The organism is Paractinoplanes abujensis (assembly GCF_014204895.1).
GTDB classification, from domain to species: domain Bacteria; phylum Actinomycetota; class Actinomycetes; order Mycobacteriales; family Micromonosporaceae; genus Actinoplanes; species Actinoplanes abujensis.
In genome coordinates this window covers 8,582,878-8,609,108 of the sequence record NZ_JACHMF010000001.1, presented here as the reverse complement: position 1 = coordinate 8,609,108, position 26,231 = coordinate 8,582,878, and the positions used below count along the sequence as shown (strand labels likewise).

Below are 26,231 nucleotides of genomic sequence, written 5' to 3'. Positions count from 1 at the left end.
GACGGGTATCTAAGCGGATGATGGTTACGGAACGTCAGTTACGCGCGAGTAGATCCGTGTCGATTTGCTGTCAAGAAACCGATCAATGCGGTTCGCCCTGCGGGCTGTACGCGGTGAGGAACTTGTCGCGGAACTCGTTCATCGGCCACAGTGGCGCGTCGGGCGCGGGAGTCAGCCCGTCGGTCCAGCCCCAGGAGCCGATCCGGTCGAGCACCCTCGGGTCCTTGGCGACGATCGAGATCGGCACGTCCTTGGTCGAGTTGGTGCCGACCACGACCGAGGCCGGCTGGTGGTCGCCCAGCAGCACGAGCACCAGGTTGTCGTCGCCGAAGTCCCGGACGTACGAGATGAGGCTGTCCAGGGAGTAGGCGATCGACCGGGCGTACGCCTGCTTGACCTTCTTGCCGTCGGCGAACAGCTTCTGCGGGCTCTCGGCGGCCGCCACGACCGGGCCGTAGACCGAGCCGTCGCCGATCTGCTCCCACGGCAGCATCTCGGGCACCGGCGTCCACGGGGTGTGGCTGGAGGTCAGCGTCACCTCGGCCAGCAGCGGCGGACGCTTGGCCTTGGCGAACTCGTAGTCGTGGACCTTCTTCATCACGTACTGGTCGGGCATGGTCGACCAGCTCAGCATCGGGCCGTGGTAGCCGAGCGTGTGCGAGTCGTAGATCTGCTGGTAGCCGTAGAACTGCCCCTCGGGCCAGGCGAAGGTGACGCCGGGCTCGAACCCGACCGTACGGAAGCCGGCTTTGCCGAAGGCCGAGGTGAGCGTGAGCCGATCGGTGGCGACCAGGTTGCGGTAACGGTTCTGGTTGTCGACCCAGAGACCGGACAGGAACGTCGAGTGGGCGAGCCAGCTGCCGCCGCCGAACGTGGGCGAGGTCAGGTAGCCGCTGCGGCCGTGGAAGCCCTTGGCCGCGAGTTCCTGCTGCCCCGTACGCAACTGGTCGGCCACGGGTGCGTTGAAGGCGGGGTTCTCGACGGCGTCGCGGCCGTAGCTCTCGACGAACCCGATGATCACGTCCTTGCCCCGCAGCGCGCTCAGCAGCTGGTCCTGCGGCATGTTCTTGAACTCGTCGGCCTGCACCTCGCGCGCGAAGTCCTTGCGGTCCTGGATGTCCTGCGGGACCGCCAGCACCGTGTCGCGGGCCAGATCGGCCGCGGCCTGGCTGGCCACCGGGATGCCGCCGACGAGCTGGAAGCTCAGCACGGCGAGCGTGACCCAGGCCGCCGAGAGGGTGACCACGCCGCCGCGGACCAGGCGCGGATGCGCGGGCAGCAACCGGGCCAGACGGCGTACGGAAAAGGTCGTCGCGACCAACGTCAGCGCGGCCAGCAGGACGCCGCCCGCGGCCACCCCGATGGCGCCGCCCCGGCCCACCGAGTCGGTGAGGAAGTTGAAGCCGTCCTTGAACAGCATCCAGTCCAGCACGGGGTCGAACGCGCGGGCCAGCACGGCGAAGAACGCGATGTCGATGAGCTTCAGCACGGTCAGCACGCCGAGCAGCACACCGAACGCGGTGGCGGTGACGCGGCGGGCCCGGGCCGGCAGCGCGAGCAGCAACGCCACCACGAGCAGGCCCTCGATCGGCACCCGGACCAGCGCCGTGCCCCAGAAGTTGCCGGGTGGGAGCCGGGTGATCTGGTCGGGCAGCACCAGCGCGAGGAAGACGAGCAGTGCGGCGAGGGTGGTGACCACCGCGCCGCCGATCCGGCGTACGTGCTTGCTGACCGACACTGGGGGTTTCCTCACCGCTGGATTACACACCTGCCATCAGGTACACGCTGTGTGAGGGTCCACGGTTCAGCCTCACGCCGAGATGGCGCTCACCCCGTTCAGCAGGGCATTGATGTCGGCCGGGGCCGCGGGCTTGCCGAACAGGTAGCCCTGCCCGTGGTCGATGCCGATGCTGCGCAGCGTCGCCCACTGCTCGTCGGTCTCGATGCCCTCGGCCACGGTCTGCATCTTGAGCGCCTGCCCGAGGCCGGCCACGGCGTCGACCAGGGCCACGTCGTCGTCGTCGATGTGCACGTCGTCGACGAACGTCTTGTCGATCTTGATCACGTCGACCGGGAGCTGCTTGAGGTAGCTGAGCGACGAGTAGCCGGTGCCGAAGTCGTCGATGGCCAGCCGTACGCCCAGCTCGCGCAGCGCGTGCAGGGTGCGCTTGGCGGTCTCGATGTCCTCCATCAGCATCGATTCGGTGATCTCCAGGGTGAGCGACGCGGCTTCGACCCCGGCGTCGGTGAGCGCGGCGGCGACGTCGTCGACCAGGCCCGCGTACTGGAACTGACGGGCCGAGAGGTTGACGTTGATCTTCAGGTCGGCCGCGGCCGGGGACTCGGCGCGCCAGCGGGCCAGTTGCGCGCAGGCCTCCCGCAGCACCCACCGGCCCAGCGGCACGATCAGGCCGTTGGCCTCGGCGGCGGCGATGAAGTGGTACGGGCCGAGCAGGCCGTCGCGGGGGTGCTCCCAGCGCACCAGCGCCTCGACCGAGGTGACGCGCTGGGTCTGCATGTCGACCACCGGCTGGTAGAGCACCACGAACTCGTCGTGCTCCAGGCCGTGCTCCAGGTCGCTGCGCAGCTGCGCCTCCTCGAGCACCGACATCGTCATCGTCGGGTCGAAGATCGCGTAGCCGTTGCGGCCGGCCCGCTTGGCCGCGTACATGGCCAGGTCGGCGTTGCCCAGCAGGTGGTCGGCCGAGGAGCCGTTCTCCCCGTACGCGGTCGAGGTGGCGATCCCGATGCTCAGCGAGCAGGCGACGTCGCGGCTGGCCAGGCGGATCGGCTCGCGGATGGTGCGGGCCAGCCGTTCGGCGAGCGCGGCGGCGTCGCCCGGTTCCAGGTCGTGCATGAGGATCGCGAACTCGTCGCCGCCCAGGCGGGCCAGCACGTCGGAGGGGCGTACGTGCCGGCGCAGCCGACCGGCGATCGTCGACAGCAGGTCGTCGCCCGCGCTGTGCCCGAGGTTGTCGTTGACCAGCTTGAAGTCGTCGAGGTCGAGCAGCAGCACGGTGACCGGCTGGCCATCGGGGGCCGACACGGCCTCCTCCAGGCGCCGCCGGAACAGCGCGCGGTTGGGCATGCCGGTCAGCGAGTCCGTGTACGCCTGCAGGTGCAGTTTGTCCTCGAGGGCGCGCCGGGTGCCGATGTCCCGCAGGCTCACCACCACGGCCTCGATGTCCGGGTCGTCCATCCAGTTGGTGGCCAGCACGTCGAGGTAGACCCACTCGCCGGCCGCGTTGTGCAGCTGCGACTCGGCCCGCAGGCTCTGCCCTTCGGGCAGCGCGATCAGGTTGCCGAAGAAGGCCTCGGCCGATTCCAGCCGGTCCGGGGGCAGCAACGTGCTCAGGCGCTGACCGACCAGATCCCGCGGCGCCAGGCCGAGCAACTGGCTGACCGAATCGGTGGCGTACCGGATGAGTTTGTCCGGACCGATCGCGATCACCGCGTCGGCCGAGGCGGCCAGCATCGTCTCGGCCCGGCGCTCGGTGGCCTGCCGGCGGTCGTCCAGCCAGCGCCGGCTCTTCGCGTAGATCGCGGTCAGCCCGACCACGCAGGCCATCATGGCGACCAGCACGAAGGTGGTGCCGAGGTCGGTGCCCGCGCGGACCGGCAGCAGGACGGCGTAACCACCGATCGCCATCACGCCGAGGCCGATGACGAAGCGGGGGGTCCACAGGGCGGCCGCCGTGATCAGCAGCAGCACCGCGGCCGGCAGGTAGAGCATCCAGCCGTCCGGGTCGACCCAGCCGAACAGCAGCATCACCGGCAGCTCGCCGAACCACCAGGCCACCAGCCAGCGCTTGGTGCGCCCGGACCGCACCAGGCGCTTCCACGGCAGCGAGAACAGCGCCAGCTGGGCCAGCACGGCCAGCGTGACCGGGATCAGCCACCACCGGTCCAGCGGGTCCCAGCCCATCGCGATCCGGGCCCCACCGATCGCGGTGACCACGGCCGCGATACCGGCACCGATGCGCAGCTGACGCGCCCAGTACTCGGCTGTGTGATCGTCCATCTCGGCTTTCCGCACGGGCGCCACGATCGGCTCACCGGTCGGCGACCTGAGCCAAACCGCACTCTTTCGGGGCCGCTCTTTCCGGCCCATGACAAATGTCAGTGGCTGAGTGAGTGCTCGCTCATTAGAGTGGGCGAACGTGGAGAACAAGCGAAGGCGGGTGCCCGCGCTCGCGCCCGAGGAGCGGCGCGAGGCCCTGATCGCCGCGACCATCCCGTTGCTGCACGAGCACGGGGTCGACGTCAGCACCCGGCAGATAGCCCAGGCCGCGGGCGTCGCCGAGGGCACGATCTTCGGGGTCTTCGAGACGAAGACGTCGCTGGTCGTGTGCTCGGTGATCAAGGCGCTCGACGCCCAGCCGACCATCGACGCGCTGGCCGCGATCGACCGGTCGGCCCCCTTGCGCGACCGGCTCGTGCTGGCGGCCGAACTGCTGCACGCCCGGTTCTCGGAGAACGCGCAGATCATGACGGCCGCGCGCAAGCTGGTGATGACCGGCGACGCGCCGGCCCACATGGTGGCGAACCGGGAGCGGCTGCACACCGCGCTGACCGAGGTCGTCACGCCGGGAGCGGAGGAGCTGCGGCGCTCGCCCGCCGCGGTGGCCTCCCTGCTGCTGCTCTTCTGCGGGGCCAACACGTACGGGCCGTTCGGCGACCCGGACAACTTCAGCGGCGAGGAGACGGTTTCCCTGCTGCTCGACGGACTGCTCATCCGACGGGGGACGCACTAGTGCTCATCCAACTACTCAGGAAACACCTACCGCCGTACCGGCGAGACATCACGCTCGTCGTGCTCTTCCAGTTCCTGCAGACCCTGGCCACGCTCTACCTGCCCACGCTCAACGCCGACATCATCGACAACGGCGTGGTCAAGGGTGACACCGGTTACGTCATGGAGATCGGCGGCTGGATGCTCGCCGTGACCGTGGGCCAGATCGCCGCCCAGATCGTCGCGGTCTATTTCGGCGCCCGTACGGCCATGGCGGTCGGGCGGGACGTGCGGGCCTCGATCTTCTCGCGGGTGCAGGACTTCTCGGCCCGCGAGGTGGGCCAGTTCGGCGCCCCCTCGCTGATCACCCGCACCACCAACGACGTGCAGCAGATCCAGATGCTCGTGCTGATGACCTTCACCCTGATGGTCTCGGCGCCGATCATGTGCGTCGGCGGCATCGTGCTGGCCCTGCGGCAGGACGTGCCGCTCTCCGGCCTCCTGCTGGTCATCATCCCGATCCTGGTCACCACGGTGGCCCTGATCATCGTGCGGATGCGGCCGCTGTTCCGCTCGATGCAGAAGCGCATCGACCGGGTCAACCAGGTCATGCGCGAGCAGATCACCGGCATCCGGGTGATCCGCGCGTTCGTCCGCGACGAGCGCGAGCAGCAGCGTTACGAGGTCTCGAACGACGAGCTGACGGACGTGTCGCTCCGGGTCGGCAAGCTGATGGCGCTGATGTTCCCGAGCGTGATGCTGATCGTGAACTTGTCCAGCGTCGCCGTGCTCTGGTTCGGCGGCCACCGCATCGACTCCGGCGCGATGCAGATCGGCGCGCTCACCGCGTTCCTCAGCTACCTCATGCAGATCCTCATGGCGATCATGATGGCGACCTTCATGTTCGTGATGATCCCGCGGGCCGAGGTCTGCGCCGAACGCATCGAGGAGGTGCTCGGCACGGAGCCCAGCGTCGCCCCGCCGGCCCGGCCGGTGACCGAGGTGACCCAGCACGGCCGGCTCGACCTGCGCGGGGTCGACTTCCACTACCCCGGAGCGGAACAGCCGGTCCTGTGCGGGATCGACGTGACGGCCCGGCCGCGTGAGGTCACCGCCATCATCGGCAGCACCGGCAGCGGCAAGACCACGCTGCTCAACCTGGTGCCGCGGCTGTTCGACGCCACCGGCGGCCAGGTGCTGGTGGACGGCGTCGACGTGCGCGAACTCGACCCGGCCCTGCTCTCCCGGCTGGTCGGGCTGGTGCCGCAGCGGCCGTACCTGTTCACCGGCACGATCGCTTCCAATCTGCGGTACGGCAACCCCGACGCGACCGACGACGAGCTGTGGCAGGCCCTCGAGGTCGCCCAGGCCCGCGACTTCGTCGAGCGCATGGAGGGCGGCCTCGAGGCGCCGATCGCCCAGGGCGGCACGAACGTCTCGGGCGGCCAGCGGCAGCGGCTCGCGATCGCCCGGGTGCTCGTGCACAAACCCGAGATCTACCTGTTCGACGACTCGTTCTCGGCGCTCGACTACGCCACCGACGCCGCGCTGCGGGCCGCCCTCACCGACCACATCGCCGACGCCACCGTGGTGATCGTGGCCCAGCGGGTGAGCACGATCCGCGACGCCGACCGGATCGTGGTGCTCGACGACGGCCGGGTCGCTGGCACCGGCACGCATACGGAGCTCATGGACACCAACGCGACGTACCGGGAGATCGTTCTTTCGCAGCTCACCGCCCAGGAGGCCACGGCATGACCGACTGCACCGGAGTAAGCGCAGCGGCCGTAGGGCCAGGAGGGCATGCCCAGGAGGTTCAGTTATGACCGCGCCGCGTCGTCCCGGACCGCCCGTGGGCGGGCCGCCCGCCGTACGGATGATGGCCGGGCCCGCCCCGACCGAGAAACTGCAGGACTTCAAGGGTTCGACCCTGCGGCTGCTGCGGCGGCTCAAACCGCAGCGGGTGCTGGTCGGCTTCGTGATGCTGGCCGGCGCGGTCAGCGTGGCCCTGTCCGTGATCGGCCCCTACCTGCTCGGCCACGCCACCGACGTGATCTTCCGCGGCGTCATCGGGCAGATGTTCTCCCCTTCCGAGACCAAAGCCGATGTGGTCGCGGGCTTGCGCGCCCGGGGCGAGGGCACCCAGGCCGACCTGCTCTCGGCGCTCGACTTCACCCCCGGCCGGGGCATCGACTTCGACGCGCTGGCCCGCGTGCTGGCCTGGGTCGCGATCGTCTACGTGTTCGCCTGGCTGTTCGGCATCCTGCAGGGCCGGATCACCGCGACTGTGGTGCAGCGGGCGGTCTACCACCTGCGGCAGGAGGTCGAGGCGAAACTGTCCCGGCTGCCCCTGTCGTACTTCGACCAGCAACCCCGCGGCGAGGTGCTGAGCCGGGCCACCAACGACACCGACAACATCGCGCAAACCCTGCAACAGACGTTCGCGCAGCTCATCACGTCGCTGCTGATGATCGTGGGGGTGCTCGGGGCGATGTTCTGGATCTCTCCCCTGCTCGCCCTGATCGCGCTGGTCACCGTGCCGGTGTCGTTCTTCGTGACCACTGCCGTCGGCAAGCGCTCGCAGCCCAACTTCGTGGCGCAATGGGCCACCACGGGCCGGCTCAACGGGCACATCGAGGAGATGTTCACCGGGCACTCGCTGGTCAAGGTGTTCGGCCGGCAGGACGAGGCCGCGGCCGTGTTCCAAGAGCACAACGACAAGCTGTACGCGTCGTCGTTCCGCGCGCAGTTCATCAGCGGGCTGATCCAGCCGGCCATGATGTTCATCAGCAACCTGAACTACGTGCTGGTGGCCGTCGTCGGTGGTCTGCGGGTGGCCTCGGGATCGCTGTCGCTGGGCGAGGTGCAGGCCTTCATCCAGTACTCCCGGCAGTTCAGCCAGCCGCTGACCCAGGTCGCCTCGATGGCCAACCTGATCCAGTCGGGTGTCGCCTCCGCCGAGCGGGTGTTCGCCCTGCTCGACGCGCCCGAGCAGTCGCCCGAGCCGGGTGCTGTCGCTTTGCCTTCCGTACGGGGTGAGATCGTCTTCGACGACGTATCGTTCCGTTACGTTCCGGACAAACCACTTATTTCTTCGCTGAATCTGTCCGTTTCGCCGGGGCAGACCGTGGCCATCGTCGGGCCGACCGGGGCGGGCAAGACCACGCTGGTCAACCTGCTGATGCGCTTCTACGACGTCGACTCCGGGCGGATCCTGCTCGACGGGGTCGACATCGCCACCATGCCGCGCGAACAACTGCGCGAAGAAATCGGCATGGTGCTGCAGGACACGTGGCTGTTCGGCGGCACGATCGCGGAGAACATCGCGTACGGAGCCGACACGTTCGACATGGCCGCGGTGCAGGCAGCAGCCGAAGCGGCCCACGTGGACGCGTTCTGCCGGACCCTGCCCGACGGCTACGAGACGGTGATCGACGAGGAAGGCTCGAACGTCAGCGCGGGCCAGAAACAGCTGATCACCATCGCCCGGGCGTTCCTGGCCGAGCCGTCGATCCTGATCCTCGACGAGGCCACCAGCTCCGTCGACACCCGTACGGAGGTGCTGATCCAACGGGCCATGGCCACCCTGCGCGAAAACCGGACATCGTTCGTCATCGCCCACCGCCTGTCGACGATCCGCGACGCCGACGTGATCCTGGTGATGGAGAACGGCCAGATCGTCGAACAGGGCACGCACGACTCGCTGATCGCGGCCCGCGGGGCCTACGCGCGGTTGTACTCGGCACAGTTCGCCCAGGCGGTAGCCGAGGTCGACTGAGGTTACGGACAAAGGCGACGGGGGCGGCCGAATGGCCGCCCCCGTCTTCGTTCCTCTACTTACTTGACGGTGCTGCGAATCTGGTCGGTGAAGGCCGGCAGGGTGCCCTTGCCGGGCTCGCCGCCCACCCAGGCCCGCAGGACGACCGAGGTGCCCGACTTGAACTTGGGCGAGCCGCGCCAGACGCCGTCGGCGCCGGTCTTGCCGCTCCACTTGGTCACCCAGTCACCGTTCACCCACTGCTGAACCGCGGCGGTCTGGCCGGCAGCCCACGGCATGCCCTTGACGCCCAGGTTCAGCTGGCCCTTGGTCGAGGTGGAGACCACGAACACCGGGTCCTGCTGCACCCACACGGCGATCTCGTTGGACTTGACGCCCTGCGAGAGCGTCGCGAAGCGCGTGCCCCAGGTGATGTTCTGCTCGAACCAGTAGTAGCCCTCGTCGTCAGCGGTCACGTTCTTGACCCACTTCAGGGCCCCGCCACCGACGGTCGCGCTCCACAGCTGGACCTGCTTGCCGGGGGCCACCTTGCCCTCGACCTCGACCTTGCCCGGGCCGACGACCTTCATGGGCTTGGCCATGATGGTCGGCTTCGGAGCCTCACCGGGCTCTTCCTCGCCCGGCTCCTCCGGCGCGGTGCCGTGGGCCGCGATCGTGATGACGCCCTCGGTCACGGTGCCGACGTTGCCCTCACCGTAACCGGTGACCCGAATGGTCTCGGCCGGCTCGGAGTCCTTGGTCACGAGCAGCGGAATCTTGGCCACGTCGATGACCGTGCCCTCGACCGTGCCCTTGGTGATGGTCCACGGGGTGGCACCCGGGTTGGTGAAGTCGTCCGCACCGGCGGCCCGCTTGCCGTCCGACGCGCCGCCGGCGAAGACGACGGTCAGCTTGACGTCGGCGTCGGCCCAGCCGGTGACGACACCGGTCACCTGGACCGTCTCGCCTTCCTTGCCGGTCACGTTGTTGATCTCGAGGTCCGGCGCCTTGTCATCGTTCGACAGGGTGAACGTCGAGGTCGTCGCCGCAGCGCCCACGGCGAGGTTGGCACTTGTCCCGGCCGACGGGGTGGCGGTGAACTTCGCCCACTCCGCCTTCTCGTGGATCTTGTCGCCGCTGACCAGAACGACGACGTAACCCTCGGTCTCACCGGCCTGGATGGTCACCGAGTCGGCGCCCTTGGTCAGCAGGCTGTAGTCGCCCGTACCGATCTTGGTCAGGTCGAGAGTGTCCGAGGCCGCACCCGGCTGAGTGGGGTCGGTGGCGTCGGTGATCCCGAACTTGATCGGCTGAGAGCTGGGGTTGCTCAGCTTGACCGGGAGCAGGACCGCGTGCGGCATGTTCCCCTCGTCGATGGTCACGTTGTCGAACTTGAACGTCGGCGCGGCGTCGTCGTCCTTGATCGTGATCAGGGCCGTCGAGGGGCTGTAACCGACGAAGTCGGACGTGGTGGCGATGCTGAAGTTCTCGTCCGTCTCGTCCATCAGGTCACCGTTGATGTCGACGGTGAACGTCTGCTTCGTGGAACCGGCCGGGAAGGTGACCGTGCCGCTCGTCGGCATGTAGTCGACGTTGGGCGTCGCGGTGCCGGTTACCGTCTTCCAGGTCACGGTGACCGGGCTGGAAGCGGCCTGGCTCAGCGTCGCGGTGAAAGTCGCCGGCTTGTGGCCGTTGTTGCCCTCGTCGATGCTGACCGGCGTGACGCCCGTGGTCAGGTCCTTCTCGTCGAGGATCGTGCCCATCGCGGACGCCGGGGTGCCGACCGTGGCACCGGTCGGGCTGCCCAGCCCGATGGTGAAGTCCTCGGGCTGCTCGTAGACGTCGTCCTTCTTGAGCGGGATCACGATGTTCGAGGTGACGGTACCGGCCGCCGGGTTGGGCGCCGTGGCCGCGGGAATGGTGACGACCCGCTTGGTCGCGTCGGCGTCGTAATCGAAGTCCGTGCCGGCCGTCGCGGTGCCGTGACCGGTCATCGGCGTCGTGGCCAGCGACGACCACTGGGCCTTGATCTCGGTGTCCGAGCCGTGGTCCGCGGTGACCTTGAAGCTGGCGTTCGTGCCTTCCTTGGCGTCAGCGGCCTTGGCGATGCTCAGAACCGGGTCGACCGCGTCCTTGGCGTCGTCCTTGATCTGAACATTGACCTGCTTCGGCAGAACATTGTTGGCGGGACCGGTGCCGAGCACGGTGAACTGCTCGACGAGCGCACTGTCCTTGAGCCCGTCGCTCGTGATCGTCACATCGGCGCTCTTTGTCGTTTCGCCGATCGGAATGGTGAGAGCCGTGTTGGCCAGTGCCGTGAAGTCGGTCGCGGCCTTCGCGGTGCCCTCAAGGGTGGTCAGGTTGACCGTATAGGCCTTCTCGGTCTTCCAGCCCCCGGGCAGCGTTGCGGTGACAGCGGCCTTGGCCGCAGTGGCTCCGGCCGCGGTCTCCTGAGCCGGCGTCGTCGAAGCCAGGCTGGTCAGGTCGAAAGCCGGCGCAGCGCCGTCGGTGATCGTCAGACTGGCCTGCTCGGTGTCACCGGCTCCGTCGTCAGCGGTGATGGTGAAACCCTCATCGCCTTCGTAGACCGTGTCCTCCAGGGCGCTGACAACGATCGTTCCCGTGATCGGGGTGCTCGATCCGTCGGCGAGGCTGGTCAGCGCGGTGGCACCGGGAGTGAGGCTGAAGGTGTAGTCCTTGCCCACGCCCTGCACGGCCCCGCCCGGACCCACGGGTGCGCCGGCGAGCGTGTAGCTGTCCCCGCCGTCCCCCTTGTAGCTCCAGTTGATCGTGATAGTCCCCTTCTCAGCCGCGCTCGAGTTCGCGACGGTGAAGGTGAGGTCGCCCGCAACGGCCGAGGCCGGCGAGCTGTAGACGAGTGCGGGCGCAACGCCGATGGCAGCTGCGACGGCGGCAGAAAGCACCATCCGCACGGGCTTTTTGCCAAACAGCGCGAACGGAACGGAGCCGCTCGTCGCCGCATGGGCTTCTGAATAGGCCATGTCCTTCTGTTCTCCTTCGGCGGCTGGGCTGCCTCCGTCGGGGGAGGCCCCTGGCTTTGCGTCTCCGCCTCACGGCGGGTTTGCCTGTTCGGGTACCGCACCGATGGCGGGGCTCGGGGAACCGGCTTGGGCCGGCCGAGCAGCGAAAACCGAGAAAGATCCGGCTTCTCGCCTTCCGTAATCTAACCGGCCTATCGCCTCGTTACCGGCGGAACGGTTTTTTCGGCTTAAATCGGCCAAACGCTCTTCGCCGAGGGGCGCAGCAGCATGCATTCGGCTAGCTGGACGCCGCCGAGCAGACCGGTCTGGTCAGGCCGAGGAACCGGCTCGCCGGCGGCGGACGGCGGCCCGCAGCAGCCAGGGTGCAGCGCCCACAGCCAGGAACAGCGTGAGCAGCGGCAGGCGCCACCACACGGAGATGTAGCGGGACGGCAATTCCGCGGGCGGAGCGGCCACCCACAGCCGGGCTGACTTGGACCAGGCCAGGAACGCGTCGCCGATCGGGGCCAGGCCGAAGGCGTACCGCTTGGTCCACGGGGTGGCGAGCGGCCAGCCGGCCACCTCGCCGAACTGAGACAGGCTCGTGGCCAGGGAAGCATCGCCGTGGACGCGGGCGGCGCCGATGGTGACGGCCGTGGCGGAGAGGCTGATGCCCAGGACGAGCGGGCCCGAGTCGACGTTGGCCGGGCCGTCGAAACCGACCGGATATTCCCGTACGGCGGGGCCGAGACCCAACGGGGCGTCGAGGAACCACGTACGGAATCTGGTGTATTGCTGTGTGGCGAAGTCGGCGTCGATCTCGGGCAGGAAGCGGTTGATGATGCTCTGCGACGTGCCCTGGGCCCCGGAGGTCGGCTCGCCCGTGTCGGCGTCGACCGTGTGCGGGATCAGCTGGGTGGCGGGGTCGAGGCCGGCCCGGACGTTGGCCAGCCAGACGATCGTCGTCTCCTCGTACTTGGGGGTCAGCACTTTGTCGTGCAGGCGCAGCGACGCCATCGCCACCGTCGAGTCGACCGGCCACGCCTGGCCCGGGTAGGAGGTCAGGTAGGGCGTGGGGGACGCGTCGAAGGCGGCGGCGATCTCGGCCGAGTCCTGCTCGAACTGGCGCAGCTCGCCGGGGTCGCGTGACAGGGCCGCGATGCCGCCGCGCAGCCAGTTGACCCAGCCGCGGTAGAAGACGCCGTACTTCAGGGGCATGTCGCCGGTGAACGGGGCCCGGCCCGCGTCGGACTCGAGGTGGGTCAGCGCCCAGCGGGCGTCCTCGAGGCGCGAGGCGTCGACCGCGGTGAGGCCGTACAGGGCGTACAGGAAGAAATAGCCCTCGGGGAACTGCTGTTGCGCGTCCTCGGCCGCGCCGGACTCCAGCTCGCTGCGCAGGAAGGCCAGTTGGCGGGTGATGCCGCCGTCGGCCGGGGTGGTCAGGCGGGCCACGCCCAGGGCGGCGGCGGCGGTGATCGCCACCGCCAGCACCAGCCGCACCACCCTCAGCACCGCACGAGCTTAAACGGCGTGATCAAACGGGGATGCGTCTTCACTTACGCGTCGCGGCGATCTGCACCGACCAGGCGCAACGCCAGGGCCGGGCATCGGTTCACGGCTTGACGGGCCGCCGGCTCCAGGGCCGGCGGCACCGTCATGTCGTCGCGCGCGACGGGGTAGCCCCAGTCGTCCTCGGTGAGCATCTCGGGCAGTAACTCGGCGCAGAGACCCCGCCCGTCACAGGCGGTCCAGTCGACGTGCAACCGGTTGCTCATCGGTGACTTCCCTCGGCCACGCAGTGTCCGTTCAGATGCGCGATGACGTCCGCATGGAAGGCGCGCATCGCGCTGTGGATCAAGCGGGCCGTGCCGTCCGGGTGGCGGCAGGCGCCGCGCCCCGTGACCAGCCGGGCCAGCCGCTCGACCTCGGCCGGCAACCCCGGACGGGCGCGGCGGTGAGCCAGATCGGCGAGCGTGCTCGCGAGCCGCGGCAACCCGTTGACGCACGGGCCGCACTGCCCGGCGCTCTGCTCGGCCAGGTAACCAGCGATCCGGGCTGTCTCGACGAGCCCGCACGCGCCCACCGGCAGGGCCATGATCACGCCGGCGCCGGGGCTTCCCCCGTACGGGGTGAGAGCCGCGCGGCTGACCGGCAGGCGCGGGTCGGCCGGCACCCAGGCGCCGTGATAGCCGCCCACGAGCACCGCGCTCAGCTCCCGCGTCACACCGCCCGCCGCTGCGATCAGCTCACCCAGCGTCACGCCGTAGCCGGCCTCGACCACGCCGGGTGACACGACCGGACCACTGACGGTGGCCAGGAACGTGCCCGGCTCGTCGTACGTGCCGGCCGCCCGGAACCACCCGGGCCCGTAACGCGCGATCATCGCCAGATGCGCGAGCGTTTCGACGTTCTGGACCAGCGTTCCCGCCTCGGTGATCCGCACCAGCTTGTCGGCCGGCACTGCGCCCCCGCCCGCGACGGCCGAAGCCACCGCGCTCTCCTCCCCCGCCACGAACGCGTCGGGCGCCGCGACCAGCCGGACCGGCACCCGGTCGAGACCGGCCGACCGACGCTGGTCGAGCAGGCGGGCCAGCGCCGGGTGGGCCGCGCCGGGCGCGTACAGAACAGCATCCGGCGCGCCGGTGGCGACCAGTTGGAGGCCGTCCAGAACGAGATTCGGCGCGTAGGCGAGCAGCACCTTGTCCTTGCCGCTGGCCGGCTCGCCCTCGGCGCCGTTGGCGATCACCACGGCCGGGCGGCGGGTCGCCGTCACCGCGCCGAGCTTGCGCCACAACGGGAAACCGGCGCCGCCGCGGCCGGTCAGCCCGGCGTCGCGGGCCATGCCGATCACCTGGGCGGGGTCGGCCGCGGGGAGGCGGCCGTGCTGGGTCAGGTGGGTGTCGAGCCGGGTCCCGGCCGGGTCGGCGAGCAGCCTGAGCCGCACCGAACTGCCGGGCGGCGCCTCCGCGACGCTGGTCATCGAACCTCCTCGTACGGGCCGGGCCGAGCCGGCGGCGGGGTGGTGGGCCGGGCCGCCGTCGGGGTGCCGGGCCGAGCCGACGGCGGCGTGCCGGGCCGAGCCGCCGCCGGGGTGGTGGGCCGGGCCGAGAGCGAGGGGCCGGGCGGGGCCGGGATGGGCAAGAGGCGAGGGTTGAGGCGCCGCCGAACGCGGTCGGGGAAACGGGTGAAGGACGGAGTCAGGCGCCAGGCGACGGCGGCCACGACGAGCAGCGTGCACAAGGCCGCGATCGTCCGGAGCCAGACCGTGCCGTTGTCGGAGCCGGTGCCGAGGCCGTGCATCAGCGCCACGGGCCAGCACAGGTAGGCCAGCCAGTGCACGACCCGCCACACCCGGGCCCCGAGTCGCCGGCGCAGCAGGCTCGTGATCGCGATGGCCAGCAGCAGGTCGAAGGCCAGCGTGCCCAGCCCCTGCCAGAGCGGGCGATAGTTGCCCACTAACGGCAGCACCAGGTCGAAGACCCGCAATTGCGCGTACGGGTCGAAGAGCAGGCCGATGACGTGCCCGGCCACGAACACCACGGCCAGCAGGGCGGCGTTGCGGTGCAGCAGGTTCACCGCGAACCGGGGCAGGCCGAACGCCGTACGGCCGCTGCGGGCGCCGATGCCCAGCGCCACCACGACGCTCAGCAGCACCAGCGAAACGACGCCGCTGCCGCGCGCGAAATACCAGAGGCCGTCGCTCATGCCGGCCACCCGCCGAGCCGCAACACGTCGAGGCCGGGGGTGACCAGCCGGCTGGGCGCGCCGCCGAGAAGTGCGGGAGCGTCGTGGCCGCGCACAACCGCCGCCGTGCTCAGGGTGTTGGCGCGCAGGCAGGAGAAGGCGGCGACCGAAACCGTACGCCACACTCGCGCGGCGGGCCGGCCGGTGCGCGGGTCGATGATGTGGTGCAGCAATTCGCCGGGCCGCCCCCACGTGCGGGACGCCGTGCTCGACGTGGCCAGCGCCGCGCCCGCCGGGAGCCGGACGGTGCAGGCGGGGTCGCCCGGCCGGTCCTGCACCAGCACCCGCCAGCCACCGGCCGGCCCGGGCCCGGCGGTCGCGATGTCGCCGCCCAGCGCGACCAGCACGCCGGTGCCCAGGTGGGCCGCGACCCGGGCCGCGGCCCGATCGGCGGCGACCGCCTTGGCCGTGGCCCCCAGGTCGAGCAGCACCCCGGCGGGCACGGTCAGTTGGCGGCCGCGCAACCGCACCGACCGCCAGTCGGGGGCAGTGAAGATGCGGACCGCGGGCGCCACCTCGCACCCGGTCAGCACCGCGAAGTCCCGGTCGTAGCCGAGCCCGCACAGGGCCCCGCCCACGGTCGGGTCGACGTCGCCGCCGGTGTCGCGGGCCGCGGTGAGCGCCGCGGCGACCAGTTCGGCCAGCAGCGGGCTGACCGTGACGGGCCCGCCGGTGCAGGCCCGCCGCAGCTCGGCGTCGTCGCGGAACCGGCTGCAGGCTCCGTCGACGGCGGCCAGCTCGTCGCGGACCAGGCCTTCCGCGTCGGGAACGAGCGCGGGGTCGGTGACGACCACCCGGGCCACGGTGCCCCAGACGTTCCACTGTGCCGTGCCGGCCCCGACCGGCAGCGCCTCGATGAGCGGCATGTCACGAACCCCCGGAGGTGGCGGACTGCCCGCCGGACGAGGAGCTGTCGTCGGACAGCGCGGGCCAGTCGTCGGCCGACGAGGACGACGACGAGGAAGATGACGATGACGAACTGGCCGACTCGTCGGTCGTGGTGACCGACGAGGACGCGTAGGCGGCCGCGGCCACGGCGGCGGTCCCGGCCACACCGGCCACCACCAAGACGCCGGTGAGCAGCACGGCACTGCGCCGGCCGGACTCCCGTTCCATCCGTGCCTCCGTTCGTTGTGGTCCCCTGCTGGTGGACACCTCAACTACGGTGCGCGTTCCCCTTGGCCTTGCCCTGTGGGCGGCCTTGGCGGTTCCTGTGAGAGTCGCGGGCTCAGATCAGGCCGTGCTCCATGGCCGTGGTGACGGCGGCCGTACGGTCGGCCACGTCGAGCTTGTTGAACGCGCGCAACAGGTGGGTCTTGACGGTCGCCTCCGAGATGAACAGCTGCTTGCCGATGTCGGCGTTCGTCAGGCCGCGGGCCACCAGCCGCAGCACCTCGGTCTCGCGCGCCGACAGGGCCGGTGGCGCGGGCCGGCGGACGCTCTTGATCAGTGAAGACGCCACGCTGGGGGCGAGCACGGTCTCGCCCCGGGCGGCGGCCCGTACGGCGTCGGCCAGTTCCGTCGGTGACGCGTCCTTGAGCAGGTAGCCGCCGGCGCCGGCCTCGATCGCGCGCAGGATGTCGCGGTCCGACTCGTACGTGGTCAGGACCATGACCCGTACGCCGGAAGCTCGGGCCACGATCTGTTCGGTGGCCGTCACCCCGTCGCCGCCCGGCATGCGCAGATCCATCAGCACGACGTCGGGGCGCAGCGTCACCGCCTGCTCGACCCCCTCGGCCCCCGACGACGCCTCGCCGATCACGGTCAGGTCGGGTTCGGCCTCGAGCATGCCGCGCAACCCGTGCCGTACGACGGGATGGTCGTCCACCAGCAGAATCCTGATCACACCGGCACCTCCACTTCGATCGTCGTGCCGGTATCGGGGTCGCTGTGCACGGTGACGGCCCCGTTGACCTGCTCGGCCCGCGCCCGCATGCCGGCCAGCCCGTAGCCGTCGGCCGCGCCGGGCACGAACCCGCAGCCGTCGTCCCGCACGACCAGGCGGACCGCGGCAGGCGTGTACGCGAGCAGCACCGCGGCCTCCTGCGCCGAGGCGTGCCGCCGTACGTTGGTCAACGCCTCCTGCGCCGCCCGCAGCAGCACCACCTCGGCCGCCGTGGGCAGATCCCGTTCGTCGCCGGTGACGCGCAAGCCGGCGCGGACGCCGGACTCCTCAGCGAACCGTTCGACCTGACGCCGTACGGCGGAAGGAAGTGAGATCGAGGCCAGGGGCGCGGGGGAAAGCGCCGCCACGAGCGACCGCGACTCGGCCAGATTCTCGCGGGCGGTGCGCACCGCGAGCGCGATCTTGTCGTCCTTGAGTTCGGGGTCGGCGGCCTGCAGGAGCGTGATGATGCTGGTGAAACCCTGGGCCAGCGTGTCGTGGATCTCGGCCGCGAGCCGGGACCGCTCGGCCGTGACACCGGCCTCGCGGGACAACCGCGCGACCTCGGCCCGGCTGTTCTCCAGCTCGACGATGAGGCGGTGCCGTTCCTGGCTCTGCTCGATCACCCGGATGATCCAGAAACCGAGCCAGATGCCCGTCGCGCAGGAGATGGCCGCGATGACCAGGTCCAAGCCGAACGTGTCGGGCCGCAGGATCAGATCGGAGACGGGCAGCGCCGCATTGGCCAGCACCACCGCGATGGTCGCCTGGCGCAGCCCGGCCAGCTGAAACATCAGCGGGATGAGGGCGAAGAGCAGCCAGTTCGACTCCGGCACCAGCGTGACCGCGGTGGCGAACAGGACCAGATGCGCGGCGAGCAGACGGCTGCTCGTCCGGTCGGCCCGGATCAGGTCACGCCCGAAAACGGCGTGCAGCAACGCCATCGCGCCGATCGCCCCGGCCGCGCCGAGCTTGGCGGGCCATGGGCGATCGACGACGAGGACCACGGTGACCGCGGCGGCCGCGATCACGGCCAGATAGAGGTCCCACAGGTGCGGGTACGGGACCTGGTCCTCGGTCTTCACCGGTCGGACCGGCTCCACCGGAAGGTCAGCAGGCACAAGACCAATCCGATCACACACCAGGCGCCCAGCACCAAGGCGATGCGACCCAGCTCCCACTGCCCGGCCGCCTCGTTGACCCGCATGCCGTCGGGCAGGAACACGTACCGGAAGCCCTGAGCCATCCACTTGACCGGGAAGAACGAGGCGACCGTGATCAGCCAGGACGGCAGCTGGACAACCGGATAGATGAACACGCCCGAGATGAACTGCAGCACCACCACCGGCACGTTGAGGATGGCGCCGGCCGTGCGGGCGTGCTTGACGACCACGCTGACCGCCATGCCGAGCAGCGACGACGAGATCACCGAGAGCAGGAAGACCCAGGCGAACGTCAGCCAGTGCGACGCGTCCGGCAGCGACATGCCGAAGACCAGCGTGCCCACCGCGATCATGAGCACCGCCTCGGCCACCGCCAGCGCCAGGACCAGGAGCAGCTTTCCCAGGACGTACGAGGTGGCGCTGATCGGCGTGCCGTGCAGGCGCTTGAGTGTGCCGTCGTCGCGGTCCATGGCCAGCCCCGAGCCCATGGTGACGAAGGCGGTGGTCAAGATCCCGTACGCGATCATGCTGGCCGAGAAGACATGGGCGGCGCTCACACCCGGCTGGTCGTACGAGTCGGAGAAGATCGTGCCGAACAGGAGCAGCAGCAGCGCCGGGAACGCGAACGTGAAGACCATGGCCGTGCGGTCGCGGAAGAACTGGAGCAGCTCGACGTGGCCGCGGCTGACCCCCAGGGCGAGAGTGCTCATCGGTTCGCTCCGATCAGGTTCAGGTAGGTGTCCTCGAGCGTGGGGCGGGTGACCGTCAGCGTGGTCAGGTCGACGTCGGCCGCGAGCAGCTTGCGCAGCAGCGGCGCCGGATCGGTCACCTGCTCGCTGTGCTGCACGCCGTTCTCGTGCCAGGTCACCCGCGAACCGGCCGACGCCCGCCCGCCCAGCCCGGCCGGGGTGCCCTCGGCGACGATCCGCCCCGCCGACAACACGGCCAGCCGGTCGGCCAGCGCCTCCGCCTCCTCCAGATAGTGAGTGGTGAGCAGGATCGTCGTGCCTTCGGCGGCCAGCTCGCGGATCAGATCCCAGAACAGGTGGCGCGCCTCGGGGTCGAACCCGGTGGTCGGCTCGTCGAGGAAGAGCAGCTCGGGCCGGCCCACGATGCCGAGCGCGACGTCCAGCCGGCGGCGCTGCCCGCCGGAGAGCGTACGGATCCGGCTGTTCCGCTTCTCCTGCAACCCGACCAGCCCGATCACCTCGGCCACCGGTCGCGGCTCGGGATAGAACCCGGCCAGGTGCTTGACCATCTCGGTCACCGTCAGGTCGGCGGCGTCGTCGGTGTCCTGCAGCACGATGCCGATCCGGGCCCGCCAGTCGGCGCCGGCCGTCCCCGGGTCGGCCCCGAGCACCCGCACCTCACCGTCGTCCCGCCGGCGGTGCCCCTCGAGGATCTCGGTGGTGGTGGTCTTGCCGGCCCCGTTCGGCCCGAGCAGCGCGAACACCTCGCCCCGGGCCACGTCGAGATCGACGCCGCGGACCACCTCGTGGCCCTTGTAGGCCTTGCGCAGGCCCCGCACCTCAATGGCTGTCATGCCATCGATCCTGCTGGTTTTTCGTTCCCGCAGGGACGACCGTGTGGTCGTCAGTTCGTGTCAACCGATCGGTGGACGTCTACTCCCAGCGGAACTTCTTGGCGGCGGCCGTCACCATGACGACGGCCCACGCGGCCAGGCTGAGCCAGATGGCCAGGGGCACGCTCCCGCCGTGGGACAGGGTGGCCCGCAAGGCCTCGGCGTGCGCGGCCAGTGGCAGCAGGAACCAGCCAAAAGTGCCCAGGTCGGGAGCGGCGAACATGATCCCGCCGGCGGCCAGCATGAGCACGTAGATCAGGGTGGCCGCGCCCGTGGTGGCCTCCGGACGCAGCAGGCTGGCCATGAGCAGAGCCAGGCCGCTGTACGCCGCGGTGGCCAGCACGGTGACGCCGAGCGCGGGCAGCAACGCCGCGACATGCGGCCGCCACCCGACGGCCACGCCCACCGCGGCCAGCACGACCAACTGCAGGACGATCAGGCCGAGCACCGCCGCGGTCTTCGCGAACAGCAGCCCCGGACGGCTCAACGGCGACGCACCGAGCCGCTTGAGCACGCCGTAACTGCGCTCATAACCCGTGGTGATGGCCTGCCCGGTGAACGCCGTGGACAGCACGGTCAACGCCAGCACCCCGGGCACGACGAAGGCCAGCCGGTCGTCGCCGGGCACGTTGGTGACGTCGGTCAGGCCCGCCCCGAGCATCACCAGCAGCGGCACAGCCAGGGCCAGCACCACGGCCTCGCCGCGGCGCGCCGTCAACGTCAGCTCCATACGAATCTGGCTGGCCACCACGCTGCGCACGGGAGCCCGCCCGGGAGCGGGGGCGAAGGTGCCGCTCATCGGTGAACCCTCTCCCCGCTGGTCAGCGTCAGGTACACGTCTTCCAAGGTGCGGCGGCGTGTGTTGACCGCGGTGACCTGGGCGCCGGCGCTCGCGAACCAGCCGACCACGTCGGAGATCGCCGCCGCGTCGAGGGCGCCGCTGATCGCGTACTCCCCCGGCGTCGCCTCGCTGACCTTGAAGTCGGTCAGCCGCCCCGCGGGCACGAGGCCGGGATCGGCGCGCACCTCGAGCAGGTCGATGCCGGCGGCCGCGGTCAGCTCGGCGGGCGAACCGGTCGCGGCGACCACACCCGAACGCATGATGACCACCTCGTCGGCCAGCCGTTCCGCCTCGTCGAGCAGATGGGTCGTGAGCAGCACTGACACGCCGTCGGCGCGCAACTCCTCGATCAGTCGCCAGGTCGTGTGACGGGCCTCGGTGTCCATGCCCGCCGTGGGCTCGTCGAGGAAGACCAGCTCGGGCCGGCCCACCAGCGCGATGGCCAGCGAAAGCCGCTGCTGCTCGCCCCCGGAGAGGCGGCGCCACCTCGTACGCTCGAATTTGCGCAGGCCCAGCCGGTCGAGCAGCATGTCGACGTCGAGCGGGGTGGCCGCGAACGAGGCGAACAGGCGCAGGATCTCGCCGGCCGTCGCCCACGGATAGACGCCGCCCGATTGCAGCATGATGCCGAGCCGGGGCATCAACGCGTCGTGATCATCCATCGGGTCGAGGCCCAGCACCCGCGCGGTGCCGCCGTCGGCCCGGCGGAAGCCCTCACAGACCTGCAGCAGGCTCGTCTTGCCGGCGCCGTTGTGCCCGAGCAGCGAAAGCACCCGGCCGCGGGGGACGGTGAGCGAGACACCGCCGACCGCGGTCGTGTCGCCGTAGCGCACGACGATGTCGCGTAGCTCGACCGCCTCGTCCGTCACGGTCAACCACTTTACGTGGCGCCCGTTCCTGCGCGGCTGTGGGCGGGGGCCCGCCGTTAAGGTGCTCACATGACCGTGGTGGAGATCTACACCGACGGGGCCTGCGTCCCCAACCCCGGCCCGGGCGGCTGGGGCGCCGTGCTGCGTTACGGCGCCAAGGAGAAGGACCTGTGCGGCGGCACCGCGGAGCAGACCACGAACAACCGGATGGAGCTGATGGCCCCGATCCGGGCCCTGGAGACGCTCAACCGCGAGCCGATGACGATCAAGCTGTACACCGACAGCATCTACGTGCGCGACGGGATCACGAAGTGGTTGCCGCGCTGGTCGGCCAACGGCTGGCAGACCTCGGCCAAGCAGCCGGTCAAGAACGTCGACCTGTGGCAGCGCCTCGACGCGGCCGTGCGGCGTCATGACGTGCAGTGGCACTGGGTGAAGGGGCACGCGGGGCATCCGGAGAACGAGCGGGCCGACCGGCTGGCCGCGCGCGGGCTGCAGGAGGCGGTCGCTTCCGGGAAAGTTGTCGGTGGGGCCTGATAGAACGGGCCGATGATCGATCCGTTTCGAGTCTCGATCTCGTCCGCCGACATCGCCGACTTGCGGTCGCGACTCTCCCGGACGCGCTGGCCCTCCGCGGCCCCGGCACCGGGGTGGACGCAAGGAGCCCCACTATCAGACATTTCTGATTTGTGTGATTACTGGGGCTCCGGCTACGACTTCTCCTCCGCGGAGCACCGACTCAACCGGCATCCCCAATTCCGTACGGTCATCGACGGGTTGGGAATCCACTTCGCGCACGTGCGCTCGGCGCGCGCCGACGCCGTTCCGTTGCTGCTCACGCACGGGTGGCCGGGCTCCATCGTCGAGTTCTTCGACGTGATCGGGCCGCTGTCGTCCACGTTCCACCTCGTGGTCCCGTCGCTGCCGGGTTACGGATTCAGCGACGCGCCCGCCGAAGCGGGCTGGGGCGTCTCGCGGGTGGCCGACGCATGGGCCGAGCTGATGTCCCGGCTCGGCTACTCCCGCTTCGTCGCCCAGGGCCACGACTGGGGCACGAGCGTCAGCACCGCGCTCGGCCTGCGGCATCCGTCGCGGATCATCGGGTTGCACCTGGTGCCGCCGCTGGTCGCGCCCGACCCGGCGACGTTCGACACGCTCACCCCGGCCGAGCAGGCCGCGCTGGACGATCTGGCGGCGGCCGAGCGGGGCGACGGCTATTCGTTCGTGCAGTCCACCCGGCCCCAGACGATCGGGTACGGCCTGGTCGACTCGCCCGCCGCGCTGTGCGCCTGGATCATCGAGAAGTTCCACGCCTGGACCGACGGGGACCCGCTGACCCGGGACCAGCTGCTCGACAATCTGATGATGTATTGGCTGCCCGGGGCGGGCGCCTCGGCCGCCCGGATGTATTGGGAGAGCTTCGGTGAGGTCCAGGCCGTCTTCCGCGGCGACGGCAGTGCGGCTCCCGTCGTCCCCGTGCCGGTGGGCTGCTCGATCTTCCCACGCGAAAATCCACGCCCGTCGCGGCGCTGGGCGGCCCGGCGCTTCCCCGACATCCGGTACTGGAACGAGCCGGCCCGGGGTGGGCACTTCGCCGCCTTCGAGCAACCTGCCCTGTTCGTCGACGAGGTCAGGTCGTGTGTGGCGGCCCTCACTAGTTGAAGGTAATACGATCGGGGTACGTCAAACGGGCCATAGCTCTCGGTCTATTGAAACCGCAACAATTGGGCCATGACCGCGCCCGGCGACTCTGTGCTGATCTTCATCCTGCTGGCCCTGTTCGTCGCGTGCTGCGGCTACGCGGCCGGGCGCGTCCACCAGCGGCGCCAACTGAAGCAGGACCGCGACGAGGCCTACCGCGACGGCTACGAGACCGCCTCGGACCAGGTGTTCAGCCTGGCCGTCCGCTCCACAGTGCCCAAGCGCGCGACCGATCAGGACCCGGGGCGAGCCGTCCGGCATCAAGGCGTCGCGCCTTCCCCCGTACGGGAACCCGACGCGCCGGAGTCGGTGTTCCACCCCACGGCCCCTCACGCCGGGAACTCCGTCTTCGGCCCCCTGCCCACGCCGCGCTCACCCGAGTCCGTCCGGCCCGGCATGCCGCTCGGCTTCCCGGCCCCGCCACCGCCCCCGCCCAACACGGTGGCCGAACCGGGGGCGGTCGGTGGGGTGCACTACCAGCAGTTCCCGGACCCGCGGCACCCCGCTGGTGCCGGGCCCGTGCTGGGGAGCCCTTCGTACGAACCCGCGTTGGGCGGCCCTTCAGACGACTCCGCGCTGGGCGGCCCCTCGCACGAGCCCGCTTTGGGCGGCCCCTCGCACGAGCCCGCTTTGGGCGGCCCCTCGCACGAGCCCGTGTTGGGCGGCCCCTCGCACGATCCTTCACGCGGTCCCGCGGCCGGCTCCGAGCCCGTGGACCGGCCCGGCTCCTCGTCCGCCGAACCCACCCGGCCCACGCGGTCCGGCTCCTCGTCCAGCGAGTCCTCCAGGCCCGCGCCGTCCGTGGCCCGATCCACCCGGTCCGGCTCCTCGTCCAGCGAGTCCGCCAGGCCCGCGCCGTCGGTGGCCCGATCCACCCGGTCCGGCTCCTCGTCCAGCGAGTCCGCCAAGCTCGCGCCGTCCATGGCCGAAACCGCCCGCCACAGCGCCGAACCCACGCTGCACATGGCCGATTCCGCCCGGAATAAACCTGAGGCCGAGGCCGAGCGGGAGACCCGTACGGGAAAGCACACCGTGCCCGACGAGCTCGTGCAGGCCGCCACTTATCGGCTCCCGCCCGACCGGGTGTTCCGCGCGAAGGTGCCGAACAGCACCGCCCTGCCCGACGAACCCACAACCAATCTCAACGTGCCGAAGCCGCGTCGTTCCTGACGGCCGTTTTTGTCGTACCCCCGCCGTAGCGTCTGCGCATGGTCACCTCATCGACGAAGCGCGGCGGGTCGCACGGCCTCAGGCGCGCAACCGCGCGACGATCTCCTCCGGTGAGAGCTCCCGCTCCTGCTCCGGGTCCCCCGCGGCCAGTTCCGTCAGCGCGACGCCGGCATAAACGTCGGCAATCGCACTGAAGAGTGCCGGGCTCAGCCCGGCCGCCTCCTGGGTGGCGGCGACTTCCCGCATCTCGCCCACGAACCGGTGCGCCTTAGTAGCCGACCGCGCCACGCCGTCGCTGTCGGCCAGACCGCTGCGCTCCAGATCGGCCAGCACCAGATCGAGCACACCGTGCGCCCCCGCGGTCCGCATGGCCTGAGTCACGAGTGCGGTGAGCCCCTTGTAAACACTGCCGGTGCACATCTTGACCGCACTGGCCGCCCCCACCCGTTCCCCCACCACGACCGGTTCGATCTGCCCACCCCACGGCAACCCCGCCACCACCCCGGCGGCCACCCCCGACAGATAAATGCGCGCCCCTTTCCGCACAGTCGGCGGCGGCCCCGAAATGGACCCGTCGACCACCCGCAGCCCCGTCAACTCCTCAGCAACCCGCCCCATGGTCCCCGGCGACACAGCATTGAGATCCACCACTAACAGCCCGCCCCCGCCCACCGTCGCCCCACCCTCATGCAGCGGACCCCCGCCCCCGTCGGCCAACTCCGGTTCGGCCCCCGCACTTCCGGCCGGCTCACTGCCATAACCCGAGTCCCACGCCGCCCCCTCAACCGATCCGCCGACACCGCCCGCACCCTCGATCAGCCCGCCGACAGCACCCAGATCCCGCGCCGCTCCTTCAGCCAGCCCGCCACCCGCACCCCGCGCCGCTCCCTCGGCCAGCCCGCCACCCACACCCCGCGCCGCTCCCTCGATCAGTCCGCTATCCGCACCCCGCGCCGCTCCCCCGATCAGCCCGCTACCCGCACCCCGCGCCGCTCCTTCGGTCAGCCCGCCGACAGCGTTCAGATCTCGCGACGCTCCTTCGGCCCGCCCACCCGCACCCCGCGCCGCACCCTCAACCAGCCCGCCGACAACGGCCGGATCCCGCGCTGCTCCTTCAGCCAGCCCGCCACCCACATCCCGCGCCGCTCCGCCGGCCGACTTGCCCGGGGCCGCACCGCCCTCAAGCCGACCGGCTCGACGGGCCGCGACGGCGATCGACCGGGCCGTGTCCACCGCGACGCCCGGCGGGGTCACCGAGAGCACGACGTCGGCCACCGCGACCACGTCGGTCAAGGTCGGCAGCAGTTCGAGTCCCGCTTCCGCAGCCAGCCGAGCCGTCCGCGCCGAACGTCCGTCGATCGTCGTGACGACCCGAGCGCCGCCTTCGATCAGCGCCCGCCCCAGCCCGGCCCCCATGAATCCCGCACTGACCAGACCCACTGTCACCATCGCCAAGCCCCTCACCCAAGATCCACACAGGCCGCTGACAGCTCCAACCTAGGCTGGAGTGTTTTGCTGACAGGCAAGCGGCACCACGACACACCCCGCGGATCCGCGGCCGTGCCCCGCCCCGGCTCAATCCGCGTCCACCGGGCGGCCGGGGCACGGCCGCCCCGCGAGTTTGCGGCCGCGACGCGGGTGCGCTTCTTCTGGTGGCCTTCGGACGTGGCGCTTCTGCATGCAGCGGGCCCGGCACGGTGGGGCTGCGCCGCGAATGTGGTGGGCTTTCGCCTGCGTACCCGGTGGGGATCGTCGTGCCGGCGTGCGCTTCCAACTGCCGGCTGGTGGGGGCTTCGCCGCGACGTG

22 protein-coding genes and 1 riboswitch are annotated in these 26,231 nt (G+C 70.6%); of the genes, 7 read left to right on the top strand and 15 right to left on the bottom strand.

All coding sequences use genetic code 11. From position 1 onward, the window contains the following. Nucleotides 1-82: 82 nt before the first annotated feature. Nucleotides 83-1,753, bottom strand: a complete 1,671-nt coding sequence (locus BKA14_RS39685) for an alkaline phosphatase family protein (protein ID WP_239092670.1) — start codon at nt 1,751-1,753, stop codon at nt 83-85. A 57-nt stretch (nt 1,754-1,810) separates the two neighbouring features. Further along, nucleotides 1,811-4,021, bottom strand: coding sequence for a putative bifunctional diguanylate cyclase/phosphodiesterase (locus BKA14_RS39680; protein WP_239092671.1), 2,211 nt, complete (start codon nt 4,019-4,021; stop codon nt 1,811-1,813). A gap of 139 nt (nt 4,022-4,160) precedes the next feature. On the opposite strand from BKA14_RS39680, the gene BKA14_RS39675 reads away from it, so the two are divergent. From BKA14_RS39675 to BKA14_RS39665, 3 genes are all read left to right on the top strand, one after another. Then, nucleotides 4,161-4,754, top strand: a complete 594-nt coding sequence (locus tag BKA14_RS39675) for a TetR/AcrR family transcriptional regulator (protein ID WP_184955849.1) — start codon at nt 4,161-4,163, stop codon at nt 4,752-4,754. Next, complete coding sequence (locus BKA14_RS39670; protein ID WP_184955848.1) at nt 4,754-6,490, top strand: ABC transporter ATP-binding protein; 1,737 nt, start codon at nt 4,754-4,756, stop codon at nt 6,488-6,490. Before BKA14_RS39675 ends, BKA14_RS39670 begins: the two co-directional genes overlap by 1 nt. Before the next feature lie 64 nt (nt 6,491-6,554). Continuing rightward, nucleotides 6,555-8,510, top strand: coding sequence for an ABC transporter ATP-binding protein (locus BKA14_RS39665; protein WP_184955847.1), 1,956 nt, complete (start codon nt 6,555-6,557; stop codon nt 8,508-8,510). Between the two features lie 59 nt (nt 8,511-8,569). On the opposite strand, the gene BKA14_RS39660 is transcribed toward BKA14_RS39665, so the two are convergent. The 6 genes from BKA14_RS39660 to BKA14_RS39635 all read right to left on the bottom strand — a co-directional run bounded on the left by BKA14_RS39660 (nt 8,570) and on the right by BKA14_RS39635 (nt 16,080). Then, on the bottom strand, nt 8,570-11,416 hold the full coding sequence (locus tag BKA14_RS39660; protein WP_184955846.1) for a Calx-beta domain-containing protein: 2,847 nt from the start codon (nt 11,414-11,416) through the stop codon (nt 8,570-8,572). Nucleotides 11,417-11,506: 90 nt separating this feature from the next. Next, nucleotides 11,507-11,586: riboswitch (cyclic di-GMP riboswitch) on the bottom strand. Nucleotides 11,587-11,800: 214 nt separating this feature from the next. Next, nucleotides 11,801-12,982 (bottom strand): hypothetical protein, encoded by a 1,182-nt coding sequence (locus BKA14_RS39655; protein ID WP_184955845.1) that lies wholly within the window; start codon nt 12,980-12,982, stop codon nt 11,801-11,803. Nucleotides 12,983-13,026: 44 nt separating this feature from the next. Further along, complete coding sequence (locus BKA14_RS39650) at nt 13,027-13,245, bottom strand: ferredoxin (protein ID WP_184955844.1); 219 nt, start codon at nt 13,243-13,245, stop codon at nt 13,027-13,029. Continuing rightward, nucleotides 13,242-14,450: an NADH-ubiquinone oxidoreductase-F iron-sulfur binding region domain-containing protein gene (locus BKA14_RS39645; protein ID WP_184955843.1), complete on the bottom strand. Its 1,209-nt coding sequence runs from the start codon at nt 14,448-14,450 to the stop codon at nt 13,242-13,244. Before BKA14_RS39645 ends, BKA14_RS39650 begins: the two co-directional genes overlap by 4 nt. Continuing rightward, on the bottom strand, nt 14,447-15,175 hold the full coding sequence (locus BKA14_RS39640; protein ID WP_184955842.1) for a ferric reductase-like transmembrane domain-containing protein: 729 nt from the start codon (nt 15,173-15,175) through the stop codon (nt 14,447-14,449). The genes BKA14_RS39645 and BKA14_RS39640 overlap by 4 nt, the downstream gene beginning before the upstream one ends. After that, on the bottom strand, nt 15,172-16,080 hold the full coding sequence (locus tag BKA14_RS39635) for an FAD:protein FMN transferase (RefSeq protein ID WP_184955841.1): 909 nt from the start codon (nt 16,078-16,080) through the stop codon (nt 15,172-15,174). The genes BKA14_RS39640 and BKA14_RS39635 overlap by 4 nt, the downstream gene beginning before the upstream one ends. 17 nt (nt 16,081-16,097) lie before the next feature. On the opposite strand from BKA14_RS39635, the gene BKA14_RS39630 reads away from it, so the two are divergent. After that, nucleotides 16,098-16,235, top strand: a complete 138-nt coding sequence (locus BKA14_RS39630; RefSeq protein ID WP_184955840.1) for a hypothetical protein — start codon at nt 16,098-16,100, stop codon at nt 16,233-16,235. 207 nt (nt 16,236-16,442) lie between these two features. Here BKA14_RS39630 and BKA14_RS39625 read toward each other — a convergent pair whose 3' ends face one another. The 6 genes from BKA14_RS39625 to BKA14_RS39600 all read right to left on the bottom strand — a co-directional run bounded on the left by BKA14_RS39625 (nt 16,443) and on the right by BKA14_RS39600 (nt 21,554). Then, the gene (locus BKA14_RS39625) at nt 16,443-17,060 is read right to left on the bottom strand and encodes a response regulator (RefSeq protein ID WP_184955839.1); all 618 of its coding nucleotides are present in this window, start codon (nt 17,058-17,060) and stop codon (nt 16,443-16,445) included. Further along, nucleotides 17,057-18,184, bottom strand: a complete 1,128-nt coding sequence (locus tag BKA14_RS39620) for a sensor histidine kinase (protein ID WP_239092672.1) — start codon at nt 18,182-18,184, stop codon at nt 17,057-17,059. The genes BKA14_RS39625 and BKA14_RS39620 overlap by 4 nt, the downstream gene beginning before the upstream one ends. Then, complete coding sequence (locus BKA14_RS39615; RefSeq protein WP_184955838.1) at nt 18,181-18,972, bottom strand: ABC transporter permease; 792 nt, start codon at nt 18,970-18,972, stop codon at nt 18,181-18,183. The genes BKA14_RS39620 and BKA14_RS39615 overlap by 4 nt, the downstream gene beginning before the upstream one ends. Further along, nucleotides 18,969-19,805 carry an ABC transporter ATP-binding protein gene (locus tag BKA14_RS39610; protein WP_184955837.1) on the bottom strand — a complete coding sequence of 279 codons (837 nt, stop codon included), beginning with the start codon at nt 19,803-19,805 and terminating at the stop codon, nt 18,969-18,971. Before BKA14_RS39610 ends, BKA14_RS39615 begins: the two co-directional genes overlap by 4 nt. 79 nt (nt 19,806-19,884) lie before the next feature. Further along, nucleotides 19,885-20,643 carry an ABC transporter permease gene (locus BKA14_RS39605; protein ID WP_184955836.1) on the bottom strand — a complete coding sequence of 253 codons (759 nt, stop codon included), beginning with the start codon at nt 20,641-20,643 and terminating at the stop codon, nt 19,885-19,887. After that, nucleotides 20,640-21,554 carry an ABC transporter ATP-binding protein gene (locus tag BKA14_RS39600; RefSeq protein ID WP_184955835.1) on the bottom strand — a complete coding sequence of 305 codons (915 nt, stop codon included), beginning with the start codon at nt 21,552-21,554 and terminating at the stop codon, nt 20,640-20,642. Before BKA14_RS39600 ends, BKA14_RS39605 begins: the two co-directional genes overlap by 4 nt. Before the next feature lie 69 nt (nt 21,555-21,623). Between BKA14_RS39600 and rnhA the strand changes: the two genes are divergently transcribed. From rnhA to BKA14_RS39585, 3 genes are all read left to right on the top strand, one after another. After that, nucleotides 21,624-22,091 carry a ribonuclease HI gene (gene rnhA / locus BKA14_RS39595; RefSeq protein WP_184955834.1) on the top strand — a complete coding sequence of 156 codons (468 nt, stop codon included), beginning with the start codon at nt 21,624-21,626 and terminating at the stop codon, nt 22,089-22,091. A gap of 12 nt (nt 22,092-22,103) precedes the next feature. Next, entirely contained in the window at nt 22,104-23,216 is a 1,113-nt protein-coding gene (locus tag BKA14_RS39590) for an epoxide hydrolase family protein (RefSeq protein WP_184955833.1), read from the top strand. Between the two features lie 69 nt (nt 23,217-23,285). Further along, complete coding sequence (locus BKA14_RS39585; RefSeq protein ID WP_184955832.1) at nt 23,286-24,425, top strand: hypothetical protein; 1,140 nt, start codon at nt 23,286-23,288, stop codon at nt 24,423-24,425. A gap of 78 nt (nt 24,426-24,503) precedes the next feature. Here BKA14_RS39585 and BKA14_RS44710 read toward each other — a convergent pair whose 3' ends face one another. Continuing rightward, the gene (locus tag BKA14_RS44710; protein ID WP_239092674.1) at nt 24,504-25,874 is read right to left on the bottom strand and encodes an NAD(P)-dependent oxidoreductase; all 1,371 of its coding nucleotides are present in this window, start codon (nt 25,872-25,874) and stop codon (nt 24,504-24,506) included. Between the last annotated feature and the right edge of the window lie 357 nt (nt 25,875-26,231).

What these genes read in the sequence shown, in the direction of transcription:
- BKA14_RS39680 (WP_239092671.1), bottom strand. Translation starts at nt 4,021, where the DNA reads ATGGACGATCACACAGCCGAGTACTGGGCGCGTCAGCTGCGCATCGGT.
- BKA14_RS39665 (WP_184955847.1), top strand. Translation starts at nt 6,555, where the DNA reads ATGACCGCGCCGCGTCGTCCCGGACCGCCCGTGGGCGGGCCGCCCGCC.
- BKA14_RS39660 (WP_184955846.1), bottom strand. Translation starts at nt 11,416, where the DNA reads ATGGTGCTTTCTGCCGCCGTCGCAGCTGCCATCGGCGTTGCGCCCGCA.
- BKA14_RS39650 (WP_184955844.1), bottom strand. Translation starts at nt 13,245, where the DNA reads ATGAGCAACCGGTTGCACGTCGACTGGACCGCCTGTGACGGGCGGGGT.
- BKA14_RS39645 (WP_184955843.1), bottom strand. Translation starts at nt 14,450, where the DNA reads ATGACCAGCGTCGCGGAGGCGCCGCCCGGCAGTTCGGTGCGGCTCAGG.
- BKA14_RS39640 (WP_184955842.1), bottom strand. Translation starts at nt 15,175, where the DNA reads ATGAGCGACGGCCTCTGGTATTTCGCGCGCGGCAGCGGCGTCGTTTCG.
- BKA14_RS39635 (WP_184955841.1), bottom strand. Translation starts at nt 16,080, where the DNA reads ATGCCGCTCATCGAGGCGCTGCCGGTCGGGGCCGGCACGGCACAGTGG.
- BKA14_RS39615 (WP_184955838.1), bottom strand. Translation starts at nt 18,972, where the DNA reads ATGAGCACTCTCGCCCTGGGGGTCAGCCGCGGCCACGTCGAGCTGCTC.
- BKA14_RS39610 (WP_184955837.1), bottom strand. Translation starts at nt 19,805, where the DNA reads ATGACAGCCATTGAGGTGCGGGGCCTGCGCAAGGCCTACAAGGGCCAC.
- BKA14_RS39605 (WP_184955836.1), bottom strand. Translation starts at nt 20,643, where the DNA reads ATGAGCGGCACCTTCGCCCCCGCTCCCGGGCGGGCTCCCGTGCGCAGC.
- rnhA (WP_184955834.1), top strand. Translation starts at nt 21,624, where the DNA reads ATGACCGTGGTGGAGATCTACACCGACGGGGCCTGCGTCCCCAACCCC.
- BKA14_RS39590 (WP_184955833.1), top strand. Translation starts at nt 22,104, where the DNA reads ATGATCGATCCGTTTCGAGTCTCGATCTCGTCCGCCGACATCGCCGAC.
- BKA14_RS39585 (WP_184955832.1), top strand. Translation starts at nt 23,286, where the DNA reads ATGACCGCGCCCGGCGACTCTGTGCTGATCTTCATCCTGCTGGCCCTG.
- BKA14_RS44710 (WP_239092674.1), bottom strand. Translation starts at nt 25,874, where the DNA reads ATGGTGACAGTGGGTCTGGTCAGTGCGGGATTCATGGGGGCCGGGCTG.